Source organism: Psychrobacter sp. FME5, from assembly GCF_014861375.1.
GTDB lineage: Bacteria > Pseudomonadota > Gammaproteobacteria > Pseudomonadales > Moraxellaceae > Psychrobacter.
In genome coordinates this window covers 15,894-33,577 of the sequence record NZ_RRYX01000009.1, presented here as the reverse complement: position 1 = coordinate 33,577, position 17,684 = coordinate 15,894, and the positions used below count along the sequence as shown (strand labels likewise).

The following is a 17,684-nucleotide window of genomic DNA, read 5'->3' as shown; positions in this document are numbered from 1 at the left end:
AAACAATGATAAAAATGGATAGATAATGAGTGACATTAAAAGTACAGCTAGCGGTATCAAGCAAGAGAAAACAACCAACGCGGGTCACAAGACTAATGATCAAAATATTATGAGTAATGATATCGGCAGTAGCTGGGCGACGACTGTTAGCCAGTATCTATTGCAGCGACGCGCACAAACGCAAGTGGCTTATCAGAGTCAGTTGGTACTTAATACGTCTGAGCAGGCTAAAGACGCACAAGGCTGGTTGTTTGAGGTATTATTTGAAGTGCTGATACAGCGCTTAGAAGAAGGGCATACCGTATTGGTACTCGATGTATCTAATGATAAAGCAAGCAATAATACACTTAATATAGATACTGGCTTATTTGCTTGGCAGCAACAGTTACTGCAACCTTTATTACAGCCACTATGGTCGGCATTAGTGAGTGCGACGCCGGATATATCGGTTACTGAGCTATTAGAAAACGAATTAATATGGGTTACGGCAATGCGTCAATCAACATTGCCAGTGTATGAGAGGCAGGTATTAGGACAACGCCACAAAGTATGCGCCGAGCTTTATAAAGCTTTGGTAGACATAGCAAAGAGTTCTACTTCAATAGAAAATAGCCTAAGCAAATTTATCCAGCTATTAGAAAAAAACACACTATTTACCAATACTAAAAAAGAGGAAAGTGAAATTGCCAGCCCAATTATTTTTCAAATGGACAAAACCTCAAATAACAACATAACCAAAACTACCTTATGGCTGCATCGTACTTGGCAAGCAGAATACGCATTGGCACAGCATGTTATGCGTATCAAAGACCAAGCTCTTATAGAATTACCAATAACGCTCAACCCGCTATTAAATACCGAACAACAGGATGCTATCCATATGGCAAACCGATCGGCGTTCAGTATCATCACCGGTGGGCCAGGGACCGGTAAGACCTTTACCGTAGCCCAGCTAGTCATGGCACTGCAGCCAGAGAGCGCTGAAGACAATGAAAGCCACGAGTCAAAAGCCAATTTAGCATTGGCAGCTCCAACGGGTAAAGCTGCTCAGCGCATGCAGGAATCATTACAGGACGCTATACAGCAAGCCGGCGTCTCTATACAGCTACCAGAAGCGAAGACCATTCACCGCTTGCTTGGCATCGGGCGGGGTGGTCGCCCTCGCTACAATAAAGACAATCCGCTCAGTGAAGACATTATCATCGTTGATGAAGCTTCTATGCTTGGGGTGGAGTTGGCCAATCATTTAGTGAGTGCTATTAAGCCCAATGCGCGGTTGATACTACTTGGTGATGCCAACCAACTGGCAGCAGTCGATGCAGGGGCGGTACTGGCAGATTTGTGCCGTATACCTGTGCTACAGGACGTACATCAGTGCTTAGTAGCCAGTCGGCGTTTTACAGAAGATTCAGGTATAGGCAAGCTTGCCAAATTGATTAACCAAGCCGATGAAGACCAAATAAGCGCTCGCAATATGTCAGCCGTTTGGCAGCTCCTTCAAGACGACGACACCTTAGATTTTTATCATTTAGAAACATCTACTACGACGGATGAAGATATTAATAATAGTATAACAACTGATAAGATGAAAAATAGCCTAAGCAATTATAAATTCTTAAAAGAAATCTCAAATAAATACTTTCAATACTTTAAAAAAACCCAAAAAATACTAACAAAAATAAAAAAAGCGAAATCTATACCAACAAAGGAATACCTTAATAACTTTGTTGAACTTATAAACATATTAAATCAGTTTCGAGTATTAACGGCTGGACATCATGGACGTTGTGGCGATCATAAAATTAATAGCTACTTAAGTGAGCAGCACAAAACCCAACTAAAATTACCACTATCAAAATCACCTTGGTATCACGGTCGTCCAGTGATGGTTCTACAAAACAATTATGAACTAGGGCTATTTAATGGCGATATTGGTATTTGTTTGCAAACTGAGAAAGGACGTTTGCAAGTATTTTTTGAAAACAAAAAGCAAGGTATTAATATTAATATGCTAAGTGATGAGATGATTGCGACTGCTTATGCGATGACTATCCATAAATCGCAAGGGTCAGAGTTTGATCATGTGGCTATCAGCTTTGACGATAATAATGCGCGCTTGCTGAGTCAAGAGTTAATATATACCGCTGTAACACGTGCTAAAAAGCAGGTTTCTATTTTTAGTACAGCATCTGCATTCACCCGCGCATTATCAACGCCAACGATGCGTCAAACTGGGCTAAGTTTACAGTTTGAAAGACTGATAGATAAGTCTTAAAAAGAAAGATAGAAAAAGGATTAAAATGCATGTTTTTTCTACTGTGCTAGAGTATATAAATGAATTCATATACAAGCCTAATCAGTTGACTGCAGCTTCGGCTGTAGAGGAGAAGCAAAATTCAGAATACGCAGCTGGTAGGTTTGAGTTATCCTGTAAATCAGCGATTAGAACCGTTCGATTTAGAGTTGCCAAACAAACACCTAGCAAAGTAGGGCAGTTTGTTACTTTCTGGGAAAAAGATGATGAAGGTGCTAACCAACCTTTTCAGTATAATGAATCACCAGATTTATTAGTTATAACTACCTTTAAAGATGATAATACACTTGGACAGTTTGTTTTCCCAAAAGATATTCTACTTAAAAACAATATTCTTAAATCTCATTCTACCAAAGGTAAGATGGGGATAAGGGTTTATCCTAGCTGGGACAAACCAACTAGTAAGACCGCCATAAGAACCCAAAATTGGCAACTGGATTACTTCTTTACCGTTGCCGATACACGCGTATTGCCGTCTGCAAAAATACTAGAGTTGTACGAGTAAAAGTATGAACATTTCACCAAAAAAGAAAAAAGCATCCAAACGGATGCTTTTTTTAAATTCAAATCCGTAGATTTAAACTTTGTCTTCTTTGATAGCGTAGATACCAGGCAGATGACGTAAGTAACCATGAAAATCCATACCGCAGCCATAAACATAACGATCTGCGACATTGATACCCACAAAATCCACTGCAAAGTCTGCAACTTTACGGTCGTGTTCTTTGTTAAGTAGTACACAAGACTCAATAGATAATGGCTTTTCTTTACCCAGCTCTTCAACGATGGCTTTTAGAGTAATGCCTTCATCAAAAATATCATCAATCAACAATACGTGTTCACCAGCGATACTGACATCAGGTTTAAACTTCCAATCAAGATCATTAGTACCTTCGTTATCACGATAGCGTGACGCATGGATGTAGTGCATACGATGGTAGAAGGTCAGATGAGTCAGTAATTGACCAGCGGGAATAAGTCCACCGTTCATAACGACCATAACAATTGGATTCAAGCCAGCATAGTGTAAGTTGAGCTGGGCGGCAAGGCGCTCATAAGCAGCGGCGACTTCGATACTGCTGATAAGGCAGTCTGAGTTACGCAGGGTTTTTTCGATTTCTTGGTTACTAATTTGGGTCATGAGTTGCGCCTTCGATAAAAGTGCCGCCTATTTTAGCAAATTTTAGCAAACTTGCCCAACATTACATTTCTAATAAACCCAAAGACTCTTGTTTTATTCTGGTTTTTCTACGATGAAAGGACGGTAATAGTTTGCTAAACGATTCAATGAATTGTCAGGTAAGTCAGGCAGTAGTTTATTCAGCGCCATACCCATCCCTTTATCAATAGCAGCTTTAGCGACTGGGACAGACTTACGTTTAATCATGCCTAACTTGAGAGTATCAGCATAGCGACTGATAAAGTGAGTCAGGGTCTCTTCATTCATTGTTTCAAGCGCTGTTTTGAATATCTTCATATCTACGTGTTCAGGGGTAATAGCAGCAAAGCCTTTATTGATGGTTTGAGCATCTGCTTCAGATAACTTAAAACCCACACGTTTTACACCTTCATTATCAGTAAAAGTTGCTTGATCTCTTAAGAAATGAAAGCTTGGCAGTACTTCCTCATTATTTTCTTTACCCAGTAAGATATTTAACAATGTATCTGTCGCCCGTTCAACCGTAGCCACAACTTTACGCATAGATGCCTGGCGTTCAGGGTTCGGAATAATCTCAACCAACCCAACCAATAAGTTGTCGATAAGGTCACGCGCCGTTTGATGGGTTAACGCATCGCGATAAGGGTAGTAGTCTACTTGTTCATCTGATGTGATGACTTGCTCGGCCTCAATGATTAGCTCTTTTAACTTATCTGAAGGGACGAATCCAAAATAGTATGTCATTAATTTTCCTTAGGTTTAATTGCCACTTAATATATTCAACTCACTCAAAAGTGCTTAGGGCGTATTTTTATTTGCGGCCCATTTAAAAATTTTGTTCAGATTAAGAACACTCGTTGCTATTATTTATGTGCTTGGAGCTTACTTGCCAGCGCCCATGCCATATCTGCACGTAGTAGCTGAGCTTGTTCGGACTTACCGCTACTGAGTGATGACCATTGCGGTTTACCACGCGCTTTTTTTAACTCACTTGGTAGTTTATGTACAGGCCATAACGTCACTAAACTCTCACCTTCAGTGTCCGATTTAGTCTTATCTTTCTCACCATTATAAATCAGCTGGGTAGCATCGGTGGCAGCATGACCACGGTGGCGTAACGCCGTTAGTAAATCGATTGCCCGAGTAGCCAGTAGAGTCAAAGTAGCAGGGTCAATATATAAGCGTTTTACCCCGGTAATTCTATCGGCGATACTGCTGGTATTAGATAGTAACCCGCCTGCAATACCACCAATGGCAGCGCCCAAGCCTAAGGTAGTGCCTAGCGCGGCTGCATCAATACCTAACCCTAATAATGCACCAGCTGCCGCACCAGACGTCGTGCGAATACCGTAACTTTTGAGCAGTTCAGGGTCAAAGGGATCTTGTTGGTACGCTTTTAGCTCAAGCGGTGTTGCTGCTACTGCATTATCATAAAATTTATATAAATTGAATAAGTTGTTTTGCATTGTACGTTCGCTTTGCCTAACAGCCTCTTGCATTTGCTCTAATACAGGCAACGGATCGTCATCTTCATTAATATCACGGACGAAAGCGGCCACATTGAGCAAAAAGTCAGCGATGATAATATGCGCCTCGTCATACAGCTGTTCCCAGTTTTCAGTCCGGCGCACCATTAACTGTTCAAGCAGCTCAGAATGAGTCAACATGGTGGCAAGGTTTTGCCACAGACGCATCTCATCCTCAAACTCGAAAGCAACTGAATCGAAGCGCGTAGAGATGTGCAGATTACGTCTTGCCAGCATGGTCTGCCATTCATCGATATTGGCATCCTGACTGTCCGTGAAGTTAAACACTGGCATAACGGGTATCGCGGCCCAAGATAAGATAGCTAACTCGTCTTTATATTTGCCCAATACTGGTTCACGCGCATCGACGACGTAGATTGCCATATCGCTAGCCAGCAGCTGACGGATAACTTTGGCTTCTTGGCTATAGTCGTAATTCTGCGAGTCATAGCCTGGTGGATTATCTTTACTCGAGCGACTATTATACGAAACATCACTACCGTTGCTTTGAGCGATATCTGCGGCCAAAAACTGTTGTAGGCGTTCAATACCATCCCGGCGACTGGCCGTATTGTCTTCAAGCCAATCCATCAACCCTGATGCATCTTCTAGACCAGGTGTATCATATAACGCCACCAGAACCTCACCAGTTTGGCTATCCGTTAGCTGGGCTTGCTCTACATGGCGTGTGGTTGCGGCCTCATTTTTAACTTCACCAAAATATACATCGCGTAGTAGCGTGCGTAATAGTGAGGTTTTACCGGTATTAGTATGACCAACGACTGCTAATTTAAGCGCTTCGCCACTGGCAATTGTTTTTTTATGAGGGGGTGTATTAATGGGCGCTGCTTGTTTGCTTAAAGACAGTTCCTCGTTATTAACAATGACTTGATCTGATTGGTGGTTTTCTTGATTCTGAGGCATTGGTGGGTTTGTTGCATCAGCAGGATAAGCTTTATCCGCAAAAAGGCTATCAGCATGACTACCGCTCCGAGCATTATTTTGATTGTTATCATCGTTATTCATAATAAAATCTTATCGTTATTATTAATATCCAAGAAATGTCTTAGCTGATTATGACAAATTATCAAAACAATCTGGTTGAGTATCGGTATTAATACCTATAAGGATTGTTAATTACGCATTGTCGCTAAGGCGAACTAAACCGATTTTTCGGGCGGCAAGGGCGGTTTGCCATTGTTGATAACGAACATCCTTTTTCGCTAAGTACTGCTCTTGTGCTTGAGCTGAACCCAATTCATCCGTAACCATATTATTATCAATAACATCCTTAGTAATACGGTTATCACTAAGCAGCTGTACAATAAGTCCGTCTTTTGCGTGACTAGCAATTTGATCGAGTTTACGCAATGTGCCACGGTCAGGCAACGCTTTGCTGTGAATGCCGAGTAACACTTGTACCGGATGACCTTCTAAATAAGTTATCAGCCGTGCCAAATCATCACGGTCATCAAGGATGCCAAAGTCTTCAATCTCGCTATGGTTATTCATCTCGGTATCAAGACCCAACTGCCACCAGTTATTCTGCTCTGATGGATATTCAAGTAACGCTACCAGTTTCTTGCCGACGCTGACAGTCGCTTTGGGTGCGATAGGCGCAGGTGCTTCATTAAAATCATCAGCATCAACCACATGACGCTGCCAAAAATTTAAAATCTTTTGATAATAAGGTAGTTTGATATCCAAACGCATTTTTTTACGACGGAACATCAATGCACAAAACGCCCAAGCAATCGCTCGCGGTACAATGCCGTACATCAGCAAGCTACCTACCAACAAGCCTGCCCATTGCCGCGCGACAGTTAACGGCATCGCATCCGTCACCAAGCGGCTCTGTACGATAGCAGTACTGTCTGGCACCGTAAACCCAACTATGCTTGGCAACCAGCCGAGTACTTGGGTGAGGGTAATTAGCGCCTGATCTGATAATAATGTGGACTCCCAGCTAAAGCTATACTGACGCACAATCAATAAAAAAATAATCGCCAGCAGCATACCAGTCAATGTAGCAAGCCATAACTGGTGGCTAAATCGTCCCAAATACCAGCGCATCCCACTGTGTTGTAATTGACGTTCGTATAAATCGACTGCTGCCTTAGTCACATCATCTTTTCCACGGATTAGATAACTGGGGCTCACAAAACTGGCAAACCAATTTGATGAATGCTTCCCTTGATTAATCAAAGTCATCACCAGCCAGCCTAACAGCATGATCGTATGAAAACCTAATAAGCAGACCAACACATAAAAGAAATTAACGACATTGGTCTGTAAAAGGGTAAACAACCCCAAAAAACCAGATACACACCAGACCACGCTCATGACCGCCATGATGCCTTTAATACGACCATCAATCTTACCGAGTACTCGTGCCAGCGCACCATTACTATCGATGCGTGAGGCACGGCGGTGCAACTTTTGCAGAGGTTTGCCGTCTTCCCCTTGCAGCTTTTCAGTGATGAGAAGTGGGTCAGTAGCAAAAACATGCTGCTGAGTCTCAAGCGTACGTACCAGCTCAGTCAACTGATCTTGGGGTGCTAGCATGATTAGATGTCCATATAAACAATTATAGTGTAAAAATAGGTGTTATTATCGTTACTAATATTGGGTAAATACTTTCCAATGACAAAAAATCCTGACCATATGGTCAATAATCACTGGCAGTTATGATAAATACGCGGTATGCTAAAATCGAACCAGCAATTTACTCTAAATATCTAGCTCAAACACTCATGTACATTCTAATGTCAAACTCAGCTAATACCTAGCGCTATATAACGTAAAGTTATAGCTTAAAACTGATTGAGATTAATTGAAAGGGAGGTTGATACTCCTTTTCGTGGGCTGTGTGTGTGAAATCTTAGATAGATAAAAGTTTTTTTTGTAATTCTCATGAATTCCAATCTAGAAGTTGTCAAAGAACAAGTCTAGAATATATTAACAATAGAATATGTAGGATACTATTTAATATGGATATTAAATCTACTTCTCAATCAACACTTGCGCGCCCAGAAGATGAAAACCTGGGTCTTGTAGCAAATATTGCTTATGGCTTTCAACACGTCCTTACTATGTATGGCGGCATTATTGCTGTTCCACTAATTGTTGGTCAGGCCGCCGGTCTAGGACCTTCTGAAATTGGTTTGTTGATTGCCGCTTCTTTATTTATTGGTGGTCTGGCAACCTTATTGCAGACCATGGGTGTACCTTTCTTTGGTTGTCAGCTGCCTTTGGTACAAGGTGTATCTTTTGCAAGTGTTGCAACTATTGTAGCAATCGTAACCTCGGGGGGTGGGCTACCAGCAGTATTTGGTGCGGTAATAGCAGCTGCTGCTCTTGGGTTTTTAATCACGCCCATTTTCTCCCAAATTATTAGATTTTTTCCGCCACTGGTCACTGGTACGGTCATCACAACCATTGGTCTAACCTTGATGCCAGTAGCTGCACGCTGGGCAATGGGCGGTAATAGCAACTTGCCAAGCTTTGGTAGTATGACCAATATCGGCCTTGCCGCGTTTACATTGGCAGTGGTATTGCTATTAAGTAAGCTTGGTAACGCCGCTATCAGCCGTTTATCGATTCTGCTCGCTATGGTCATCGGTACCTTTGCTGCTTGGGCGTTTGGTTTGGTTGATTTCTCTGGCATCTTGACTGGCGATATCTTCGCATTCCCAAGCCCATTCCATTTTGGCGCTCCTAAATTTGAGCTTGCAGCCATCATCTCCATGTTCATCGTCGTATTGGTTATTTTAGTCGAAACCTCAGCAGATATTTTAGCGGTTGGCGATATTATCGATACCGAAGTGGACTCAAAACGTTTAGGCGATGGTCTTCGTGCTGATATGGCTGCCAGTATCGTTGCACCAATTTTTGGTTCATTTACCCAAAGTGCCTTTGCGCAAAACGTTGGTCTGGTTGCAGTTACGGGTGTTAAGAGTCGTTTTGTAGTAGCTTTTGCCGGTATTATCTTAGTCGTGTTAGGCTTGATGCCAATCATGGGCCGCGTTATTGCTACCGTTCCGACTGCAGTATTAGGCGGCGCGGGTATCGTATTGTTCGGTACGGTTGCTGCCAGTGGTATTCGTACCCTTGCACAGGTCAGCTATGAAAACAACATGAACCTAATCATTGTGGCGACCTCTATCGGCTTTGGTATGCTGCCTATCGCTGCACCAGCGTTTTATGACCAATTTCCAGACTGGTTTGCCACTATTTTCCATTCGGGCATCAGCTCTGCTGCTATTATGGCCATTGCTCTAAACTTACTATTCAACCATTTAAAGGTTGGTAACTCAGAGAACCAGTCGGTATTTGTCGCTGGTACCCAAGATCGCTCTGTACGCCCTGCAGTGATCATCGATTTAACTGAAGGTGATTACTTTAGTGAAGGTAAATTGTTTGATATAGACCATAATGAGGTACCTGTTGTGGCTGTTGAAACAGTTGATGCTGAGCAACCGCCTCCTCACTAAACTAATTATTTAGAGTGTTTAGAAAGTCACAACGCTACAAACTCCAGAATAAAATATATTAACGTATAAAAAGCCACCTTCGACGGTGGCTTTTTTATTGTCTTTCATCTTGTGTTTTATTAAAGATATTAAATATTGTTCGACAAATGACACACCGATATCATGGTAAAAACATAAAAACTCAGTCAAGATATAAAAAAGCAATCTGAAATCTATTTTAATAAAAAAGGAGGAGTTTCTTATGAGCCCTAAAAACTATCTAATTATTGGCGGTACAGGCGGCATCGGCAAGGCCATGATCGAGCAATTATTGAGTGGTATTTCTGATGCCAGTAGTGATAAAGATGGTGATAAAGATGGCGATCAAAGTGATAGTGCAAAAAACGGCATTCAGGTCTTTGCCACTTACCATAAAAGCCTTCCTGATTATGAAGCGGAAAACTTACATTGGTTACCCATGAATATCTGTGATGAGCAGAATATCAAACAAGCAGCTGATATCATCAAGCAGCAAACCACTCATATAGACTGGGTGATTAACTGTGTGGGGCTGTTGCATACTGAGCAATCGCAACCAGAAAAAGCACTTAAACAAGTTGAGGCTGATTTTTTCTTACAGAATATGCAAGTGAACGCCTTGGCTAGTCTGCTCATTGCGAAGCATTTAAAGCCACTTTTGGCTAACGCTAAACGAACTAATAACCAGCCAGCAATTTTTGCGACGATATCGGCACGCGTTGGTAGTATCAGCGACAATCAGCTGGGCGGTTGGTATAGCTATCGTATGAGTAAAGCGGCGCTTAATATGGGTATGAAAAACCTCAGCATCGAATGGAGTAGGTCACTTAAAGATGTGTGCGTGGTCGTCATGCAACCTGGAACCGTCAACACACAATTATCAGCACCTTTTCAGGGTAACGTGGCTAACGAAAATTTATTCTCGCCAGCCTTTAGTGCCGACTGCTTATTGGACGTGTTAAGCAAAATGACCGCAGAACAATCAGGCAGTTTTGTGGATTGGGCAGGGGAGTCAATACCTTGGTAGGGTTTTTAGAAGCCGTTACTGTTAATAGAATAGATAAGAAAAGGGCGTGTCGTTAAATTAATGACACGCCCTTTTATTGGATAATCAGATAGTGGTTAAAATACCTAGTTCACCACAAACAAATCCATAAATTCATTGACCGGTGTTTGCTCTAAGCGCGCTTGGTCGCTACAAAGGGCAAAAATATCCGCGCAACGACTGTCTATAAACCGTGTTGCCAGACTCGCTCGAAACTTGGCTTCTAACACAGGGATGCCTTCTTCACGGCGGCGTTTATGACCGATAGGATATTCGACAGCCACCTTATCGGTACTACTACCATCCTTAAAGAATACCTGAATGGCATTGGCAATCGAGCGCTTACTTGGATCGTGGTAATCTTTTGAATAACTTTCGTCTTCCTCTACCACCATCTTTCGGCGTAAGCCATCAATCATAATATGATGCTGAGCGTGGTAATCGTCTTCATAATTCTCCGCCATCAAATCACCCGTGAGTAAAGGCACCGCAACCATATACTGTAAACAATGATCGCGATCAGCAGGATTGGCCAGAGCCCCTTCCTTGGAGATGATCCGAATGGCTGAATCATGGGTGGTCAAAACAATTTTTTCAATCTCATCAATTCTGTCATCAATTCGTGGATGTAGAATAACCGCAGCCTCGCATGCAGTCTGCGCATGAAACTCAGCAGGGAAACTTAATTTAAATAAGATATTTTCCATCACATAACTACCAAATTCGCGCTGGAAGGTAAATTTGCGTTCATCCTCGGGCTTGAGAGCTAGGTCTTTATTGGTGTGGCTAAATAGCACGTCATAAAACCCCCACTGCGAGGCGGTTAAAGCCCCAGGGATACCCATTTCCCCGCGCCGAGTAATATCGACTAAGCGTACCGCACGACTGGTCGCATCTCCTGCGGCCCATGACTTACGGCTACCAGCATTGGGTGCATGACGGTAGGTACGTAGTGCTTGTCCGTCGACAATCGCTTGTGAGAGGGCCGCCATAATACGCTCACGGGGCAGCTTGTATAGTTTTGCAACGACAGCGGTTGAGGCCAGTTTCACCAAAAACACGTGATCCAGCCCGACACGGTTGAATGAATTGTCTAATGCCAGCACCCCTTGAATCTCGTGCGCCATAATCATGGCTTCTAACACCTCCTTCATGGTAAGCGCAGCATCGCCTTGGCTGATATTTTGCTGACTGATATAGTCTGCGACCGCTAGGATACCACCCAAGTTGTCTGAGGGATGACCCCATTCAGCCGCAAGCCAGGTATCATTATAATCAAGCCAGCGTACCATACAGCCGATATCAAAGGCGGCTTTGATAGGATCTAGTCGGTAGGAGGTGCCCGGAACACGCGCACCATTAGGGGTGATTTGATCGGCGCAATCAGGACCTAAATGCTTGGTACATTCAGGAAAACGTAGCGCGAGTAGTCCACAGCCGAGGGTATCCATCAGGCAGTAACGCGCCGTACTCCAAGCTTCCTCACTATCTGGGGAGTCATTATCTATAGAGTAACTGAGCACATAATCGGCGATTTTTTGAATCTCAACGTCGTACTCTGGACGGACATTGCTCTCTACCGTCGCATTTTGGTCATTTGAACCATCTAATATGGTTGACATGGTTGTCTCCTCTTCCTTGGGTTTGCTGCTTCATTGACCAACTATCTCGGTCATCATTTAAAAGTAGCATACTCAATATGGAACAACCAAATTGAATTATGTTAAGAATTAAAACCTTGCACGCCGCTTAAATCATTAAATACAGCAAACCTAACACAAATAAAGCCGCCATTATAAATAGCAAAAAACTTAATATTTTGGTCGTTGTAGAGGCGGTATTTGCACTTTCTTTCTTAACCTTGGTTTTTTTAATCACGTATAAAACCATCTTTACATGCTCAATGCCATCTTCGAGATAATAATCCCCTTCGGGTACAAAGCCCAAGGATTCATAAAAGCTGAGCAAGTAGGTTTGTGCAGAGATGATAATCGGTCGCTTTTTGCCGTACTTTTTACGGCAGTGGGCAATGGCTTGCGTCATCATCTGCCGTGCTAGGCCGTCGCCTCTGTGCTCTGATAGTACCAGCACGCGACCAATGGCAGGCATAGAAGTATGATTGGACTTGATGGCAGGGTCAGCGACCGATAGATTGGATTTTAATTGATTAAATTCAGGTGGAATGATGCGGCAATAGCCCACCAACGCTTCGTTCTGATGGGCGATAAGATGCAAGCAATCAAAGTCTAGCTCATCCATATCTTGATATGGGCAGTTTTGCTCAACCACAAATACTTGCGAGCGCGCTTTTAAAATATGATATAGATCAACTGTGGTCAGCTCATCAAAAGTTTTTATAGAGAAATTACAGGTCATAATTCAGTAGCTTCTAACAATTTAAAGGACAATCGAGGTAATAGTGTGAGCATTATAACGATTTCGCCCTGTATTAACTATTTAAGGTTTGACTGATTTTATCCAAATTTAAGCTATCAGACATGGCACTAAATATCTCAAAGTATTTACCGCGCTGCTCATATAAATCCTCGTGAGTACCTGTCTCGACCACACGCCCATTTTCTATCACCACCAAATCATCAGCATCGATGATCTGGGCAATGTTATGCGAGACCATAATCACCGTACGGTCTTTTTTAATCAAATCTAGGCTCTTTTTCACCTGTTGACTGGCAATGGCATCAAGGCTGGCGGTTGGTTCATCCAAAAACACAATCGGTGGGTCTTTTAAGAACATTCGTGCCAGCGCAATACGTTGCTGTTGACCACCCGATAGTGATTTAGCGGTACTTTCATAGCCTTCTGATAACGCCACGACTTGCTCATGAATCGAGGCTTTTTTGGCAGCAATGATAATATCTTCATCGCTCGCATTCATATCCCCATAACGGATGTTTTCACTGATGGTACCTGAAAAGATATGATTGCTTTGTAGCACTAAGCCGATATTCTGACGCAGCTCATGAGTATCATAGTCGGCCAGATTGTGCCTATCTAGGCATATCATGCCAGCATCTGGCTCGTAAAACCTCACCAATAGATTGATAATCGTACTCTTGCCAGCACCACTTAGACCCACCAGCGCGGTAATACGATTGGGTTTAATAGTGAAGCTGACATCTTTTAGCGCTTGGGTGCCATTCGGATAGGTAAAATCGACATTTTTGAGCTCAATATGACCTTTTAAGTGTTTACTACTCAAACCCGATATTTTTTCAACTTGTTCGTCAGCCTCTAAAATCTCAAAAAAACCTTCAGCGTAAGTCAGGGCATTGTTAATTTGGTCATAAATACGATGCAATTGACGGATAGGCGCAGCGACGTTTTGAAACAGCATGACATGAAATAAGATCATCCCAATGGTCATCTGACCGTTTAGCACAAAGTAGGCGGTCAGTAAGATAATCGCTACCACACCGATTTGTTCAATAAAGGTTTTTACCGCATCATAAATAAAACCAATGCTACGAATACGCAGCTGATTATCAGTCATGTCTTTTTGAATGGTTAAGTGCTTTTTCGCCTCGATAGGCTCACGGACAAAAGATTTAACCACGCTGATTGAATTAATCAGCGAGATAACCAGCCCGCTTTTGGCTTCTCGAAAGCCGCGCATCTGCCGCCGAAAACCTTGCAAACGCCGCGCTTGTTTTTGGCTAATAAAAAAGTAAATCGGTATGATAACCAGACCAACCAAGCCTATCCAAAAATTGGTCGAAAACATAATAATCAGTGAGACGATGGCACTGGCAAATAGCGGCAGCATATCGATAAAGAAGTTTTGCACCAAGCTGGTAAGGCTACTCACACCATAATCGATACGGGTTTGCAATTTACCACTATCGTTTTCGCTACTGGTGTAAAACGCCATGCGATAGGTCAAGATACGTTCGATGATTTTTTGTGATAAATCACGCGATAGATTGATACGAATCTTTTCACCGAAAAATCGCTGCCCAAATGAGATAAATATCGATAGTATCTCTTTAGTCAATAAAACAGCGCTGATGATACCGAGCATGCGTATACCAGCTTCCCACGGGTCGGCAAGGGTAGCGATTTCGGTCAAGGTATCGACGGTATAGCGCAGCACAAAGGCGTTGACCTGCGCGGTAAACGAACCCAGCACCGTCAATATCAAGGTAGCAACGATTAATAGCCGATAGGGCTTAGCAAATACCGCAAGCTTTTTGAGAATATCCCATAACAATGCCCTGCGCTCTTTTTTTGCGACCGGCGGTTTCTTATCGAGTGGGGGTTTTCTGAGATTAGAAGTGGTTGGCATGTATTAAACCCAACAGTTTGAGTATTTAATTGGTGAAACTTATTATGCCCTAATTAAGGTAAAATTTATTATTGATAATGTTTATATATACACTATTTATTTTTTGGGGCAGTCATTTGAAAATTCTTCCATACGTCTTAATCAGCCTTTTAGGTGGTGCGATTGTTCCGCTGCAACTGGCTATTGTCAATGCTTTTCGAGAAAGTACACAAGCCTCTCAAATACAATCCACCTTTTATTTATACTTAGGAGGTGCAATAGCTTCTTTAGTACTGTCGTATGTGATGAGTGGTGGTATCAAACCGCCAATGATTGAAAATGCGACGTGGTGGATGTGGTTACCAGGATTTCTGGGCAGCTTTTATATCTTATTCATATTTATTGCTGCGCCAAAGATAGGCGCAGGCAATACCCTGCTTTGGGTATTTCTTGGGCAAATGTATTTTGCCCTGATTCTAAGCCAAACTGGCTTGTTTGGCTTAGAGGTTAAAACGATAGATATTTATAAAATCGCTGGTTTAGCCTTAGTTACCATAGGCGGGATGTTATTGATATATGGTGAGACTAAAGTTAACGGTTAAAAAGCATCCGCTGGCACAAACACCTCACCAACCATAATACGACGCGCTGAACGACTCATGGAGACTTTTTTAGCTTGCCAGCGACCATCGACTTGTTCTGTTTTTCCACCTACCAAAAGCGTTCCAGAGGGATGGCCAAAACGTACTTCACCTAACTCACCGCCACCTGCTGCCTCATTGACCAGTGTACCTTGCGTCGTCGCTGCTGCGGCTATCGCGACCGCTGCTGTACCCATCATGGCATGATGCAATTGACCCATACTCATCGCCCGTACGACTAAATCAATCTCATTGACATCAACGGCTTTGCCACTAGAGGCGCTATAGCTTTGCGCAGGGCCAACCCAAGCAATTTTAGGAATATGCTGACTGCTTTGCGCCTCACTGACATCTTTAAACAAGCCCATCGCCACGCCGCCTTTGGCGCGGATATTTTCAAGTTTGGCAAGTAGCTCGCTATCACTATTGATATCACCTTGTAGTTCTGTGCCGGTAAAACCCAAGTCTTCTGCTTTCATAAAGATCGTTGGGATACCCGCACTGATAAAGGTCGCTTTTACGCTATCAGTAGCTAGACCACAGCCTGATACATCGAAATCATCGACTAGATTGTTGGTGGGAAACATAGCGCTAGAGGCATCAACGGGATCAATAAACTCGATTTTGACCTCAGCAGCAGGGAAGGTCACACCATCTAACTCAAAGTCGCCTGTTTCTTGTACTTGTACCTTGCCTTGCGCGTCGGTATAGACAGGCACATGGGCGATAATGGTTTTACCGATATTCTGTTGCCAAATACGCACTTCGCAAATGCCACTGTTCGTACCCGCACTGATGCTACGAGCAACTTTATCAGCGGCAACCAGACCCATATTAATCGCACAAGCACCAACCGCTGCGGTTAAATTACCACAGTTACCCGCCCAATCAATCATCGGCTTTGCAATATTGACCTGCCCAAACAGATAGTTGACATCGTGGTCTGCTTGTTTCGCTTCAGATAAGATAACCGTCTTAGAGGTGCTAGAGCTGCCATTGCCTAAACCGTCAATTTGTTTACCATAAGGGTCAGGGCTACCAATAACCCGCAATAGAAAATTATCACGCGACTCGCCAGCGACTTGGCAACGCTCCGGTAAGTCGGACAGTTTAAAAAAGGTGCCTTTTGAAGTACCGCCGCGCATATAGGTAGCGGAGACTGAGATTTGCGGGGCGAATTTTGGTTGGTTTGAGGTTGTTTGAGTCATTATTGGCAATCCTTGAGATAGAGTCTATGAAAAGTAATATCGATACACCACATACTGCTGGTATAGTTTTTCCTTGCTTGCTGTGCCTACGCAGACAGAGGCTGCAAAAAAACCATACAAGCAGTACCGTAGCGTTTTTAAAATGTTTTAACTACAGTTAGTATATGTTTGTACTTTTATTGGTAATATAAATAGATATGTATAGTAGCTAACAATAGAGAACATGATGGAAATAGATAAAAAGCTGAACGAAAGCTCAGCTAAAATTAAGCAGATTATGCAAGACAATCCTGATTTATCTTATGAGTTTGTGCGTCAATTACTAGTCGCTCAAGCAGAGGTGGACGCTGGTAAGGTTGAGCCTTTTGAGCTTGGTTAGATTAGGATTTAATTTAGAAACTAAGCCTAATAATGATATCGACACGAAATAACCGTCAAATAATCATCTTCAACTTTATATACTAGCCGATGAGTATCATCAATTCGTCGAGACCACAATCCTGATAAGTTCTCTTTTAAGGGTTCAGGCTTACCTATACCTTCAAACGGATTACGCATACATTCTGTAAGAAGTTTATTAATACGTTTTATAGTTTTTCTATCTTGGGTTTGCCAATATATATAATCTTTCCAAGTTTCATCTGTCCAAGCCAATTGCTCACTCATAACTTTCTACTTACAATTGTAGCCCTTAATATTAGGCGTCTTCAGCGTTTTTATTAAAATTTTCGTCTGTAGGTTCAATTAGACCGCGAACTACCGTTTTACCAGCCTGATATTGAGCCATAGATTTTGCTAAATGAGCAGCATTAGCAGGCGACTTTAATAAGTAAACGGTCTCCATCAGGCTATTATAGTAATCAAGTGACATGACTACGGCATCATCAGCATCACGACGAGTAACGATAGTTGCATTTGCATCATCATTTACTGTGTCTAAAACCGATTTGAGATGCTTTCTAGCTTCTGAAAAACTAATTACTCTCATGACATACTCC

Annotated in this window: 16 protein-coding genes; 6 read left to right on the top strand and 10 right to left on the bottom strand. The window is 42.5% G+C overall.

Annotation, left to right across the window (positions count from 1 at the left end; all coding sequences use genetic code 11):
• Positions 1-25 precede the first annotated feature (25 nt).
• Complete coding sequence (recD, locus tag EI161_RS02750) at positions 26-2,275, top strand: exodeoxyribonuclease V subunit alpha (RefSeq protein ID WP_225735193.1); 2,250 nt, start codon at positions 26-28, stop codon at positions 2,273-2,275.
• Between the two features lie 25 nt (positions 2,276-2,300).
• Positions 2,301-2,819 carry a MepB family protein gene (locus tag EI161_RS02745; RefSeq protein WP_192523133.1) on the top strand — a complete coding sequence of 173 codons (519 nt, stop codon included), beginning with the start codon at positions 2,301-2,303 and terminating at the stop codon, positions 2,817-2,819.
• Between the two features lie 72 nt (positions 2,820-2,891).
• Here EI161_RS02745 and EI161_RS02740 read toward each other — a convergent pair whose 3' ends face one another.
• The 4 genes from EI161_RS02740 to EI161_RS02725 all read right to left on the bottom strand — a co-directional run bounded on the left by EI161_RS02740 (position 2,892) and on the right by EI161_RS02725 (position 7,564).
• On the bottom strand, positions 2,892-3,455 hold the full coding sequence (locus EI161_RS02740) for a hypoxanthine-guanine phosphoribosyltransferase (RefSeq protein ID WP_192523132.1): 564 nt from the start codon (positions 3,453-3,455) through the stop codon (positions 2,892-2,894).
• A 93-nt stretch (positions 3,456-3,548) separates the two neighbouring features.
• Positions 3,549-4,217 carry a hypothetical protein gene (locus tag EI161_RS02735; RefSeq protein WP_192523131.1) on the bottom strand — a complete coding sequence of 223 codons (669 nt, stop codon included), beginning with the start codon at positions 4,215-4,217 and terminating at the stop codon, positions 3,549-3,551.
• A gap of 119 nt (positions 4,218-4,336) precedes the next feature.
• Positions 4,337-6,025: a DUF3482 domain-containing protein gene (locus EI161_RS02730; protein WP_192523130.1), complete on the bottom strand. Its 1,689-nt coding sequence runs from the start codon at positions 6,023-6,025 to the stop codon at positions 4,337-4,339.
• Between the two features lie 111 nt (positions 6,026-6,136).
• Positions 6,137-7,564: a DUF2868 domain-containing protein gene (locus EI161_RS02725; protein WP_192523129.1), complete on the bottom strand. Its 1,428-nt coding sequence runs from the start codon at positions 7,562-7,564 to the stop codon at positions 6,137-6,139.
• Between the two features lie 425 nt (positions 7,565-7,989).
• Here EI161_RS02725 and EI161_RS02720 point away from each other — a divergent pair, with 425 nt between their 5' ends.
• Both EI161_RS02720 and EI161_RS02715 read left to right on the top strand, forming a co-directional pair.
• On the top strand, positions 7,990-9,492 hold the full coding sequence (locus EI161_RS02720) for a nucleobase:cation symporter-2 family protein (RefSeq protein WP_192528929.1): 1,503 nt from the start codon (positions 7,990-7,992) through the stop codon (positions 9,490-9,492).
• 241 nt (positions 9,493-9,733) lie between these two features.
• The gene (locus tag EI161_RS02715) at positions 9,734-10,537 is read left to right on the top strand and encodes an SDR family oxidoreductase (protein ID WP_192523127.1); all 804 of its coding nucleotides are present in this window, start codon (positions 9,734-9,736) and stop codon (positions 10,535-10,537) included.
• A 104-nt stretch (positions 10,538-10,641) separates the two neighbouring features.
• Here the strand turns inward: EI161_RS02715 and EI161_RS02710 are convergent, their stop codons facing one another.
• The 3 genes from EI161_RS02710 to EI161_RS02700 all read right to left on the bottom strand — a co-directional run bounded on the left by EI161_RS02710 (position 10,642) and on the right by EI161_RS02700 (position 14,858).
• Positions 10,642-12,177: a bifunctional 2-methylcitrate dehydratase/aconitate hydratase gene (locus EI161_RS02710; protein ID WP_192523126.1), complete on the bottom strand. Its 1,536-nt coding sequence runs from the start codon at positions 12,175-12,177 to the stop codon at positions 10,642-10,644.
• A 127-nt stretch (positions 12,178-12,304) separates the two neighbouring features.
• Positions 12,305-12,931, bottom strand: a complete 627-nt coding sequence (locus EI161_RS02705) for a GNAT family N-acetyltransferase (protein WP_192528928.1) — start codon at positions 12,929-12,931, stop codon at positions 12,305-12,307.
• Positions 12,932-13,004: 73 nt separating this feature from the next.
• A complete protein-coding gene (locus EI161_RS02700; RefSeq protein WP_192528927.1) occupies positions 13,005-14,858 on the bottom strand; it encodes an ABC transporter ATP-binding protein in 1,854 nt (617 codons plus the stop codon).
• A 116-nt stretch (positions 14,859-14,974) separates the two neighbouring features.
• Here EI161_RS02700 and EI161_RS02695 point away from each other — a divergent pair, with 116 nt between their 5' ends.
• Positions 14,975-15,439: a DMT family transporter gene (locus EI161_RS02695; protein ID WP_192523143.1), complete on the top strand. Its 465-nt coding sequence runs from the start codon at positions 14,975-14,977 to the stop codon at positions 15,437-15,439.
• Here EI161_RS02695 and prpF read toward each other — a convergent pair.
• A complete protein-coding gene (gene prpF / locus EI161_RS02690; protein WP_192523123.1) occupies positions 15,436-16,686 on the bottom strand; it encodes a 2-methylaconitate cis-trans isomerase PrpF in 1,251 nt (416 codons plus the stop codon). The two genes, EI161_RS02695 and prpF, sit on opposite strands and share 4 nt — an antisense overlap.
• 226 nt (positions 16,687-16,912) lie before the next feature.
• On the opposite strand from prpF, the gene EI161_RS02685 reads away from it, so the two are divergent.
• Positions 16,913-17,065 (top strand): hypothetical protein, encoded by a 153-nt coding sequence (locus EI161_RS02685; protein WP_192528940.1) that lies wholly within the window; start codon positions 16,913-16,915, stop codon positions 17,063-17,065.
• A gap of 26 nt (positions 17,066-17,091) precedes the next feature.
• Here the strand turns inward: EI161_RS02685 and EI161_RS02680 are convergent, their stop codons facing one another.
• Positions 17,092-17,352: a Txe/YoeB family addiction module toxin gene (locus tag EI161_RS02680; protein ID WP_192523122.1), complete on the bottom strand. Its 261-nt coding sequence runs from the start codon at positions 17,350-17,352 to the stop codon at positions 17,092-17,094.
• Positions 17,353-17,383: 31 nt separating this feature from the next.
• Positions 17,384-17,674, bottom strand: a complete 291-nt coding sequence (locus EI161_RS02675; protein ID WP_192523121.1) for a type II toxin-antitoxin system Phd/YefM family antitoxin — start codon at positions 17,672-17,674, stop codon at positions 17,384-17,386.
• Positions 17,675-17,684: the final 10 nt, after the last annotated feature.

Coding starts and splice junctions, on each gene's coding strand:
- EI161_RS02740 (WP_192523132.1), bottom strand. CDS start 3,455: ATGACCCAAATTAGTAACCAAGAAATCGAAAAAACCCTGCGTAACTCA.
- EI161_RS02680 (WP_192523122.1), bottom strand. CDS start 17,352: ATGAGTGAGCAATTGGCTTGGACAGATGAAACTTGGAAAGATTATATA.
- EI161_RS02745 (WP_192523133.1), top strand. CDS start 2,301: ATGCATGTTTTTTCTACTGTGCTAGAGTATATAAATGAATTCATATAC.
- EI161_RS02735 (WP_192523131.1), bottom strand. CDS start 4,217: ATGACATACTATTTTGGATTCGTCCCTTCAGATAAGTTAAAAGAGCTA.
- EI161_RS02715 (WP_192523127.1), top strand. CDS start 9,734: ATGAGCCCTAAAAACTATCTAATTATTGGCGGTACAGGCGGCATCGGC.
- recD (WP_225735193.1), top strand. CDS start 26: ATGAGTGACATTAAAAGTACAGCTAGCGGTATCAAGCAAGAGAAAACA.
- EI161_RS02720 (WP_192528929.1), top strand. CDS start 7,990: ATGGATATTAAATCTACTTCTCAATCAACACTTGCGCGCCCAGAAGAT.
- EI161_RS02725 (WP_192523129.1), bottom strand. CDS start 7,564: ATGCTAGCACCCCAAGATCAGTTGACTGAGCTGGTACGTACGCTTGAG.
- EI161_RS02685 (WP_192528940.1), top strand. CDS start 16,913: ATGGAAATAGATAAAAAGCTGAACGAAAGCTCAGCTAAAATTAAGCAG.
- EI161_RS02730 (WP_192523130.1), bottom strand. CDS start 6,025: ATGAATAACGATGATAACAATCAAAATAATGCTCGGAGCGGTAGTCAT.
- EI161_RS02675 (WP_192523121.1), bottom strand. CDS start 17,674: ATGAGAGTAATTAGTTTTTCAGAAGCTAGAAAGCATCTCAAATCGGTT.
- EI161_RS02710 (WP_192523126.1), bottom strand. CDS start 12,177: ATGTCAACCATATTAGATGGTTCAAATGACCAAAATGCGACGGTAGAG.
- EI161_RS02705 (WP_192528928.1), bottom strand. CDS start 12,931: ATGACCTGTAATTTCTCTATAAAAACTTTTGATGAGCTGACCACAGTT.
- EI161_RS02700 (WP_192528927.1), bottom strand. CDS start 14,858: ATGCCAACCACTTCTAATCTCAGAAAACCCCCACTCGATAAGAAACCG.
- prpF (WP_192523123.1), bottom strand. CDS start 16,686: ATGACTCAAACAACCTCAAACCAACCAAAATTCGCCCCGCAAATCTCA.